General features: G+C 74.6%; 10 protein-coding genes. 5 read left to right on the top strand and 5 right to left on the bottom strand.

Annotated features, from left to right (window positions below):
* Nucleotides 1-512, top strand: a 512-nt coding sequence (locus tag ACXJKG_RS16040) for a restriction system modified-DNA reader domain-containing protein (protein WP_456846745.1), incomplete at its 5' end; no start/stop codon positions are given.
* 6 nt (nucleotides 513-518) lie between these two features.
* On the opposite strand, the gene ACXJKG_RS16035 is transcribed toward ACXJKG_RS16040, so the two are convergent.
* Nucleotides 519-1,490, bottom strand: coding sequence for an alpha/beta hydrolase (locus ACXJKG_RS16035; RefSeq protein WP_456846744.1), 972 nt, complete (start codon nucleotides 1,488-1,490; stop codon nucleotides 519-521).
* The gene (locus ACXJKG_RS16030; protein ID WP_456846743.1) at nucleotides 1,487-2,446 is read right to left on the bottom strand and encodes a zinc-binding dehydrogenase; all 960 of its coding nucleotides are present in this window, start codon (nucleotides 2,444-2,446) and stop codon (nucleotides 1,487-1,489) included. Before ACXJKG_RS16030 ends, ACXJKG_RS16035 begins: the two co-directional genes overlap by 4 nt.
* Before the next feature lie 45 nt (nucleotides 2,447-2,491).
* On the opposite strand from ACXJKG_RS16030, the gene ACXJKG_RS16025 reads away from it, so the two are divergent.
* Entirely contained in the window at nucleotides 2,492-3,178 is a 687-nt protein-coding gene (locus ACXJKG_RS16025; RefSeq protein ID WP_456846742.1) for a DUF5995 family protein, read from the top strand.
* Between the two features lie 34 nt (nucleotides 3,179-3,212).
* Nucleotides 3,213-4,034 carry a MerR family transcriptional regulator gene (locus ACXJKG_RS16020; RefSeq protein ID WP_456846741.1) on the top strand — a complete coding sequence of 274 codons (822 nt, stop codon included), beginning with the start codon at nucleotides 3,213-3,215 and terminating at the stop codon, nucleotides 4,032-4,034.
* Nucleotides 4,035-4,044: 10 nt separating this feature from the next.
* On the opposite strand, the gene ACXJKG_RS16015 is transcribed toward ACXJKG_RS16020, so the two are convergent.
* From ACXJKG_RS16015 to ACXJKG_RS16005, 3 genes are read right to left on the bottom strand one after another with little or no spacing between them, the layout of a single operon-like run.
* Entirely contained in the window at nucleotides 4,045-4,752 is a 708-nt protein-coding gene (locus ACXJKG_RS16015) for a maleylpyruvate isomerase N-terminal domain-containing protein (protein WP_456846740.1), read from the bottom strand.
* 55 nt (nucleotides 4,753-4,807) lie between these two features.
* Complete coding sequence (metX, locus tag ACXJKG_RS16010) at nucleotides 4,808-6,088, bottom strand: homoserine O-acetyltransferase MetX (protein WP_456846739.1); 1,281 nt, start codon at nucleotides 6,086-6,088, stop codon at nucleotides 4,808-4,810.
* Between the two features lie 6 nt (nucleotides 6,089-6,094).
* On the bottom strand, nucleotides 6,095-7,414 hold the full coding sequence (locus tag ACXJKG_RS16005) for a bifunctional o-acetylhomoserine/o-acetylserine sulfhydrylase (protein ID WP_456846738.1): 1,320 nt from the start codon (nucleotides 7,412-7,414) through the stop codon (nucleotides 6,095-6,097).
* A 433-nt stretch (nucleotides 7,415-7,847) separates the two neighbouring features.
* On the opposite strand from ACXJKG_RS16005, the gene ACXJKG_RS16000 reads away from it, so the two are divergent.
* Together ACXJKG_RS16000 and ACXJKG_RS15995 are read left to right on the top strand one after the other, a co-directional pair.
* Nucleotides 7,848-8,273: a hypothetical protein gene (locus ACXJKG_RS16000; protein ID WP_456846737.1), complete on the top strand. Its 426-nt coding sequence runs from the start codon at nucleotides 7,848-7,850 to the stop codon at nucleotides 8,271-8,273.
* The coding region (locus ACXJKG_RS15995; protein ID WP_456846736.1) for a serine/threonine-protein kinase at nucleotides 8,270-9,502 on the top strand (1,233 nt) is incomplete at its 3' end. The genes ACXJKG_RS16000 and ACXJKG_RS15995, both read left to right, overlap by 4 nt.

The following is a 9,502-nucleotide window of genomic DNA, read 5'->3' as shown; positions in this document are numbered from 1 at the left end:
AGGTGGTGCCGAGCACCTCGTCGGCGGACGACGACGACGAGGTCGCCGGCCCGCGACCGTTCCTGCCGCTGTCCGCGCCGCTGCCGGTCTCCTCGAGCTTCCCGACTCCGTCGGTGGACCCGGCGCCCCCGGAGCACGCGCCGGAGCACGTGCCGGCGCACGCCGCCCCGACGCTGCCCGTCCCCCCGCAGACGACCKAGGAGATCGCGCCGGTCCCCGACGAGCAGTCGGACGACGGCCTGAGCGCGATCCCGGAGCTGGCCACGCTGGCGAAGAGCCGCCGCGCGATCACGACCCTGGTCTGGGTCCGCGCCCGCCGCGGTCAGCGACTGGTCGCCATGCTCCGCACGGACGGCCTGCTCGAGCTCCCCACGGGCGAGCTGTTCGCGGACCCGGACGACGCGGCGTCGGCGGCCGTGGCGGCCGAGAACCCGGTCGACGGGTGGCGCGCGTGGCGGCTGGGCGAGGGCGGTCCGACGCTGGCCGAGGCCACGGGCGTCCTGCGTCCCTGACGCCGGTCAGCCCCAGCCGTACGCGGCGGTCCATCGGTCGATCTCCGCGTAGAACCGCGCCCGCACGGGCTTCGGGGACAGCGCGAGGTCGTGCAGCCCGTCCCGGATCCGCACCACGGTGACGTTGGTGCCCAGCTGCACGGCCCGGCGCGCCAGCAGCTCGACGTCGAGCACGACGTCCGCGTGCCGCATGTCCTCGCTCCAGCGCGGGCTGATCACGGTCCGGCTGGAGGCCAGCATGAGGATCGGCTGCTCGACGGACAGGCCTCGGGCCACCCGGCCGTGCCCGGCCATGATCGCCTGGAGCCACCCGGCCCGGACGGGGAACGACGGCGTCGGCCGCCACCGGTCGTCGTAGGTCCACTCGCCGCCGCTGGAGCTGCTCAGGGTGCGGGCGTAGTAGCCGGGGTCGATGTTGGGCAGCGGCGCCTTCGGCTGGAACCGGGCGATCCGCGCGACGGCGGGCGCGCTGATGTGCCGCAGCGCGGACGACCCCTGCAGCTCGAGCCACGGGCTGTTGAGCACCAGCCCGCTGAGCTCGCCCGGGTACCGGTGGGCCCACAGCGCCGCGACGAGGCCGCCGGTCGAGTGGCCCATGACCATGACCCGGGCGCGCACCCCGAGGTCGGCGCGGATCACGTCGAGCGACGCCTCGATCTCCTCGTCGTAGACGTCGAGGTCGTCGGTGTACCCGGGGGTCTGGCCGGGGCGCAGGCTGCGGCCGTACTTGCGCAGGTCGAGGGCGTAGAACGCGGCGCCGCGGGCGTGCCAGTGCTCCGCGAGCTCGGTCTGGAAGAAGTAGTCCGACCACCCGTGGATGTACAGGATCGCGCGCGACGGCCGCAGCGGCTCGGGCGCCGGCGGCGCGTAGCGGACCAGGCTCGCGACGACCTCGCCCTCGTCGTCGGGCCGGAGCGTGAGCGTCCGGACGCGGTAGTCGGGGCCGAGGACGTCCTGCTCCCAGGCGTCGCCGGTCAAGGCTCGAGCACGATCTTGCCGAACTGGTCGCCGTCCGCCAGGCGCCGCACCGCGTCCCGGGCGTCGGCGAGCGCGAACGTCGAGTCGACCAGGGGGCGGACGCCCGTGCGGGCCAGGAACGCGAGCAGGTGCTGCAGGTCGTCGCGCGTCCCCATCGTCGTGCCGACGACGCTGATCTCCTGGAAGAAGATCCGGGTCAGCTCGGCCGGCTCGGCGTCCCCGCTGGTGGCGCCGGCCACGACGATCGTGCCGCCGGGTCGCACCGAGCGCACCGAGTGGGACCACGTGGCCTTGCCGACGCTCTCGAGCACCACGTCGACGCGCGGCACCCGGGCTCCGCTCTCGACGGCCGCGGCGGCGCCCAGCGACAGGGCCCGGTCGCGGCGGTCAAGCGACCGGCTGGTGACGATGACCTCGAGCCCGGCGGCGGCGCCGAGCATGATCGCGGCCGTCGCCAGCCCGCCGCCGGCGCCCTGCACCAGCACCCGCTGGCCGGGTGTCGCCCCGCCGGACCGGAAGAGCATCCGGTACGCGGTGAGCCAGGCGGTGGGCAGGCAGGCCGCCTCGACGAAGCTCAGGGCGGCGGGCTTGTCGACGAGGTTCCACGTGGGCACGGCGACCTGCTCGGCGAGCGTCCCGGGGTACCGCTCCGAGAGGAGGCTGCGGGGCTCGTCGGCACCCACGCCGTGCCCGGACGCACCGCCGATGACGCCGTGCACCACGACCTCGCGACCGTCGGCGGTCACCCCGGCCGCGTCGGTGCCCAGGATCATCGGCAGCTGCTCGGCCCGGATGCCGATGCCCCGCAGGGTCCAGACGTCGTGGTGGTTCAGGGCCGCCGCGCGGACGTCCACGACCGACCAGCCGTCGCGCTCCTGCGGCGCCGGCCGCTCGCCCACCTCGAGGCCGCTGACGGGGTCGTCGGACGAGAACCGGGCGGCGTAGGCGGCGATCACCGGCCCAACGTATCCGGCGGGAGCCGGTGATGTGATGCTGGGCGCGTGACCTCCAGCGCCGTCATCGAGAACGTCGTCGCCGAGATGGACCGGGTGCGCGCGGGATGGCCGCCGCACGACGGGCTCGGGGTGTTCCTCGACGTGTACCGGCAGGTCACCGCGCTCGTCGCCACCAAGGTCACCGACCGCACGTTCGCCGACCACGCGTTCGTCGAGGACCTCGACGTGCTGTTCGCCGGCCTGTTCCTCGACGTGCCGCGGGACCTCGCGGCGCACCGGCCCGTGTCGAAGGCGTGGGAGCCGCTGGTCGAGCGCCGCGCGACGAAGGGCGTGCTGCCGATCCAGTTCGCGCTCGCCGGGATGAACGCGCACATCAACCACGACCTCGCGCTGGCCGTCGTCGCCACCTGCCGGGCCCGCCGCACCAGCCCGGAGCACGGGTCGGTCCACGCCGACTTCGAGAAGGTCAACGCGGTGCTGGCCGAGGTGGTCCGGCCGATCCGGCGGTCGTTCCTCGACGCCGAGGTGGTCCGCCTCGGCTCGCCCGCGTCCCCTCTGGCGGACCTGGTCTCGAGCTTCTCGATCGACAAGGCGCGCGACGCCGCGTGGGTCTCCGCGCTGACCCTCTGGCACCTGCGCGACGTCCCGTTCCTCGCCGATGCGGCCCGCGAGACACTCGCCCGCACGGTCGGGCTGGTCAGCCGCCAGCTGCTCACGGTCGTGGAGCCTTGAGCTTCCCCCGCGGCAAGGTCCTAGGTTCACGGTCATGGACGACGACGGCCTGCTCACGGTCGGTCAGCTGGCCCGCCGGGTCGGCCTGACCACCAAGGCGCTGCGCCACTACGACCGCATCGGGCTGCTCGCGCCCGCGGCGGTCGACCCCGCGACCGGGTACCGGCTCTACAGCCCGGACCAGGTCGACACCGCTCGGCTGGTGCAGGTGCTGCGGTCGGTGGACGTGCCGCTCGAGCAGGTGCGCGCCTGCCTGGCGGACCCCTCGGCCGTCCCGCAGGTGCTGGCCCAGCACCGGCGTCGCCTCCAGGCCCGCCTGGACCGGGTCCGGGGCGAGATCCACCGGACCGACCACCTTCTCGAGGACGGAGCACCGATGACGGACCTGCAGGACACGACGACGACGACCGACGAGCGGCAGATCGCGGTCGACCTGTTCAACGGCGTGTGGCGGCTCATGGAGACCGAGGACCGCACTGCTGCCGACGACGACCGGATGGTGCACATGGCGCACGCGTCCCGCTACCACTGGGGGCAGGTGGGCACGCCGGCCAACCTGAGCCGCGGCGAGTGGCAGGTGTCCCGCGTGTACTGCGTGCTGGGCCGGGCGGAGCCGGCGCTGCACCACGCCCGACGGGGGCTCGAGATCTGCCGGGAGAACGGCATCGGCGACTGGGACCTCGCGTTCGCCTACGAGTCGCTGGCGCGCGCCAGCGCCGTCGCCGGGGACAAGGACCAGGCCCGGTCCTGGACCGAGCAGGCCCTCGCCGCCGCGGAGGACATCGCCGAGGCCGAGGACCGCGAGCTGCTGCTGTCCGACCTGGAGTCGATCCCCGGGCAGCCGCGGTTCTGGTGACGGCGGGTCGCTAGAGGATCGGCAGCATGCGGCCGAGGTCCGGGACCGCGTCCGAGGTGTAGCGCGGGTGGAGCGCCGCCGCCAGGACGTCGACGTCGTACGGCTGCCGGCCGGCGGCGAGGCGCACCCACGTGCGGGCGTCGGCGATCTCGAGGCTCCACCCGCCGCGGGCGACGACGATCTCCAGCAGCGCGTCGGCCACGAGCGCCAGCGCGCCCGGGTCGACCGGGTCCGGGCCGGACGGCACCGACCGGGCCAGGTCGTCGGCGTGCACGACCAGCTCGAGGACCCGGGACACCGCCATGGTGCTGAGCAGCACCGGACCGCGACGGGCCTGCACGACCAGGTCGTCGGGACCTAGCTCGTCGAGACGCGCGAAGGCCGCCCGAGCGCGCGCGTCGACCTCGGCGAGCGGGTCGTGCGCGATCTCGACGGCGAGGTTCCGCGTGGTCTCGGCGATGTCCGCCGCCCGCCCCGCGTACGTGCCGACGTACTCGCCGAGCGACAGCGGCACCGTGCCGTCCTCCAGCGGGACGCAGACGGCCAGCGCCTCCATGGCCCGGCCCAGGTGCGCGACCAGCTCCGAGACCGTCCAGCCGTCGAGCACCGACGGGTCGTCGGCGACGTCGTCGTCCACCACCTGCTCGACCCATGCCCGCAGGCGGTCCCACTGGGCGTGCAGGGCGGTGCGGGCGTCGGCGAGCTCTCCGGAGGGCATGGCAGTCATCGTGCCGCAACCGTCAGCGCGTCGCGCTGTGCTTCAGCGCTGCGCTTCAGCGCCCTGCGCCGCCCAGCTCCAGGAACTCGCGCACGTACGCCCCGACCAGGTCCTCCTCGATGAGGAAGCCGTCGTGGCCGTAGTCGGAGTGGATCGTGTGCAGCGACGCCCCGGGGATGCCGGCGGCGATCCGCTCGGACTGCGCGGGCGGGAACAGCCGGTCCGAGTCGACCGCGACGACCAGCGCCCGGGCGGTGATCGACCCGAGGGCCTCCGCCACCCCGCCGCGGTCGCGACCGAGGTCGTGCGTGATCATCGTGCGCGTGAGGATCACGTAGGTGTTGGCGTCGAACCGGCGGGCGAGCTTGTCGCCGTGGTGGTCGAGGTAGGACTGCACCGCGAACCGGCCGCCCTCGAGCGGCTCCTCGCCGCCCTGCGGGATGCGGCCGAACCGCAGGTCCAGCTCGAGCGGGCTGCGGTAGGTCTGGTGCGCGATCTGCCGGGCGAGGCCCAGGCCCACGTGCGGCCCCTCGCCGTCGGGGGCGTCGTAGTAGTCGCCGTCGCGGTAGTTGGGGTCGGCGCGGACGGCGGCCAGCTGGGTGTGGAAGCCCGCGATCTGGTCGCCCGACGTCTGCGCGGCGGTCGCGATCGCGGCGATGGCCTCGACCCGCTCCGGCGTGGACGCGGCCCACTCGAGCACGCGCAGCCCGCCCAGCGACGCGCCGATGACCAGCGCCCACGAGTCGATGCCGAGCAGGTCGGAGAGCCGGACCTCGGCGGCGACCTGGTCGCGGACGGTCAGCAGCGGGAAGCGGCTGCCCCACGGACGGCCGTCGGGACCGGGGGAGGAGGGGCCCGTCGAGCCCTGGCAGCCACCGAGGACGTTCGGGGCGACGACGAACCAGCGGTCGGTGTCGATGGGGGCGCCGGGCCCGACCATCGACTGCCACCACCCGGCGGTCGGGTGCCCCTCGCCGGCCTCGCCGGTGACGTGCGAGTCGCCGGTCAGCGCGTGCAGGACCAGGACCGCGTTGCTGCCGTCCTCGTTGAGCTCGCCCCACGTCTCGTACGCCAGGCGCACGGCCGGCAGCCGCCCGCCGGACTCGAGCTTGAGCGGCCCGAGGTCGGCGAACTGCCGACGTCCGACGGGGTCGCCGTCGCGCCAGGCCGAGCTCGCACGGATGGCCGGTCGCCCGGTCTCGGGCGTGCGGCCGGCCAGCGTCCGGGGTCGGGCGGGGGAGAGCTTGAGGTCGGGCACGTGCTTCCCTTCGGGGTGCGCCGCCGAGCCGCCGGCACCCGCACGGGGTCCCGACGGTCTCGGCGGCGTGGTACTCATGCTCGGTCAGGCACCCTTCGCGGCGCGGAAGCCGGCGTCCAGGTCAGCCAGGATGTCATCGATGTGCTCGATGCCGACAGCCAGGCGGACCAGGCCGGGCGTGACGCCGGACAGGGCCTGCTCCTCGGGGGTCAGCTGGCTGTGCGTCGTCGATGCCGGGTGGATGACCAGCGAGCGGACGTCCCCGATGTTCGCGACGTTGGAGTGCAGCTCGAGCGCGGAGACGAACGCCTGACCGGCCTCCGTGCCGCCCTCGAGCTCGAACGCCAGCACCGCACCCGCGCCGCGCGGCGCGTACTTGAGCTGGGCGGCGTGCCACGGGCTCGACTCCAGCCCGGCGTARTGCACGCGCAGCACGTCGTCGCGGGCCTCGAGCCAGGCGGCCACCTTCGCGGCGTTCTCCACGTGCCGCTCGACCCGCAGCGACAGCGTCTCGATGCCCTGCGCGATGAGGAACGCGTTGAACGGCGAGAGCGCCGGGCCGAGGTCGCGCAGCAGCTGCACGCGCGCCTTGAGGATGAACGACAGGTTCACGCCGAAGATCCCGCCGACGCCCAGGTCCCGCGCGAACACCAGACCGTTGTAGGACGGGTCCGGGGTGTTGTAGTTGGGGAACCGCTCCGGGTGCTGGGCGAAGTCGAACGTGCCGCCGTCGACGATCACGCCGCCGATCGCCGAGCCGTGCCCGCCCAGGTACTTGGTCGCCGAGTGCACGACGATGTCCGCGCCCCACTGCAGCGGGTTGATCAGGTACGGCGTGGCCACGGTGTTGTCGACGATGAGCGGGACGCCCGACTCGTGCGCGACGCCGGCCACCAGCTCGATGTCGAGGATGTCGGACTTCGGGTTCGGGATCGTCTCCGCGAAGAACAGCTTGGTGTTCGGGCGGACCGCGTCCTTCCACGACTGCGCGTCGTGCGGGTCGGTGACAAACGTGGTCTCGATGCCGAGCTTGGGCAGCGTGTAGTGCAGCAGGTTGTACGTGCCGCCGTAGAGCGACGGGCTGGCGACGATGTGGTCGCCCGCCTCGGCGATGTTGAGGATCGCCAGCGTCTCGGCCGCCTGGCCCGACGCGACGAGCAGCGCGCCGACGCCGCCCTCCAGGCTCGCGATGCGGTTCTCGACGACCTCCTGGGTGGGGTTGCCGATGCGCGTGTAGATCGGGCCCAGCTCGGCGAGCGCGAAGCGCTTGGCGGCCGTGGCGGCGTCCGGGAAGACGAAGGACGTGGTCTGGTAGATCGGCAGCGCACGGGCGCCGGTGGTCGGGTCGGGCTCCTGCCCGGCGTGGATCTGGCGGGTCTCGAAGCTCCAGCTCTCGTTGCTCATGGTCGTGCTCCTCAGCGGTCTGTACGGGGGTCAGGATCCGCGGGGCGTCTCGGGCAGCCGACGACCGTCCCGCGGATGGGGGGCGAGGGCGCACGGGTCGAGCCATGGCTCGGGCGGGTCACAGGGCCGTCGGGAACCGGACGGCGACCTGCCCGCGGGCACAGCCGAGCGTGCGCTGGGTCAGCGACACATTCGGCGGGACATGGAGCGAGAGTAGACAGAGCCGTCCGGTCGGCGATACGCACGTCTCACCAGTTGGACTCGACGTGTCTCGGCAAACCCGCGCCGACGGGCGATGTCCGATCGTCGACCCGCTGACGCCTTCTGTTCGTCCCTTGGCCCCGCACAGGTCGCTCACAGATGTAGGACGTGGGTTCAACTTCTCCGGGTGCGCCGGAGACAGGCGCCGCGATGAAAGGACGGGATGCGAGCGGTGGCGCCCGTGTTCCAGATCTACCGGTTCGCCGGCGACGACGTCGTCTGGTGGCGACTCGTGAGCCCCAACGGCCGCGGGCTCGCCCGCGCGGGTGTCCCCGGGCGGGACGTCGCCGAGGTCCGCGCCACGCTGGACGGGCTGCCGGACCGTCTGCCGATGCTCGACGAGCTCGTCCGGCTGACCGCCGACTACCGCTGGCGGTGGTCGCTGCGCGACGGCGGCATCGACGTGGCGCAGGGGATCGGGGACCAGGACCGGCGCGTGCGGTGCGTGCACGCGTGCCGAGCATTCGCCGCCCTGGTCCCGGACGCGCGCGTCGACCCGGTGGTGGCGACCTACCGGCGTGCGGGCCAGCCCGCGGTGCTGTCGCGCAGCACCGCCGCGCGCAGCACCGCGGCGCACCGCGGCGACCTCGATCGGTGACCTCGATCGGCCCGGGGGCGCCCGACGCCGGGCTCGTCGCCGGCCGGTTCCGGGTCCTCGGCCTGCTGGGGACCGGCGGGAGCTCCGTGGTCTACCGGGCGCACGACGCCGAGCGGGACGGGGTCGTCGCGCTCAAGGTCGCGCACCCGTACGCAGACCCGTCGCGCCTGCCCGCCGAGGCCGCGACCGCCCGCCGGGTCGTGCACCCGAACCTCGTCGGGGTGCTGGGCGACGGCGTCCTCGCCGACGGCCGGGCGTGGATCGCCCTGGAGCTCGTGGAGGGCTCCAGCCTGGCGGACCTCGTCCAGGTCGGGGGACCACTCGACCCGACGGGAGCGCTCGCCGTCGCCGAGGGGCTGCTCGACGCGCTCGCGGCGATGCACGAGGCGGGCCTGGTGCACCGCGACGTCTCGCCGCAGAACGTGCACCTGCTCGAGGGCGCCGTCAGCGCCCACGGCGTCCGGCTGCTGGACCTGGGCCTCGCGGGCCCGGTCGGCACCGCGCCGACCGACGGCGCGCGGGGCATCCTGGGAAACCCGGCCTACGTCTCGYCGGAGCAGGCGCGCGGCGAGAGCGTCGGGCCCGCGGGCGACCTCTACCAGGCGGGCGCCACGCTCCACCTCGCGCTCACCGGCCGACCGCCGTTCGGGACCGGCCCACCCGAGCTCCTCGTGCAGGCGCACCTGTCGGCGCCACCGCCGGTGCCGTCGGAGGTCCGGGCCGGTCTGTCCGCCGCCGTCGACGCGGTCGTGGTCCGCGCGATGCTCAAGGAGCCCGGGCTGAGGTTCGGCTCCGCGGCGGAGATGCGAGAAGCCGTCCGTGCCGCCACCCGTGCACCGTCCGCGGCCCCGGGCACCCGTGTGCTGCCGCCGTCCCCGCCCGCGAGCCCGGATCTCTGGGCACTCCGGGCGCCTGCGGTCGCCGGCGCCGCGCTCGCGACGGCGGAGGCCGCCGTGGACCCCGTCCGTCCAGCGGCACAGACCCTGCAGGCGACGCGGACGGCGCGTGGCGCGGTGCTCGCCGTCCTGCTCGTGCTCGCGGCGRTCGTCGCGGTGAGCTGGCTGACGCAGGTGGGCCCCGACCCGGTCGCCGCGGCGACCGCCCCCGTGACCTCGGCCCCGGTCGCGCCGAGCCCCACCCCGTCCGCCTCCCGAACCGCCGTGCGCGTGGCGTCGAGCGCCGCCGCCGTCGCGGTGCCGGACCTCGCCGGCCTCAGCACGGCCGAGGCC

It is taken from the genome of Cellulomonas sp. P5_C6 (assembly GCF_054049635.1).
Note: the sequence above shows the minus strand (reverse complement) of the source record. Positions and strands in the feature narration are given on the sequence as shown.

Coding starts and splice junctions, on each gene's coding strand:
- ACXJKG_RS16020 (WP_456846741.1), top strand. CDS start 3,213: ATGGACGACGACGGCCTGCTCACGGTCGGTCAGCTGGCCCGCCGGGTC.
- ACXJKG_RS16015 (WP_456846740.1), bottom strand. CDS start 4,752: ATGCCCTCCGGAGAGCTCGCCGACGCCCGCACCGCCCTGCACGCCCAG.
- metX (WP_456846739.1), bottom strand. CDS start 6,088: ATGAGTACCACGCCGCCGAGACCGTCGGGACCCCGTGCGGGTGCCGGC.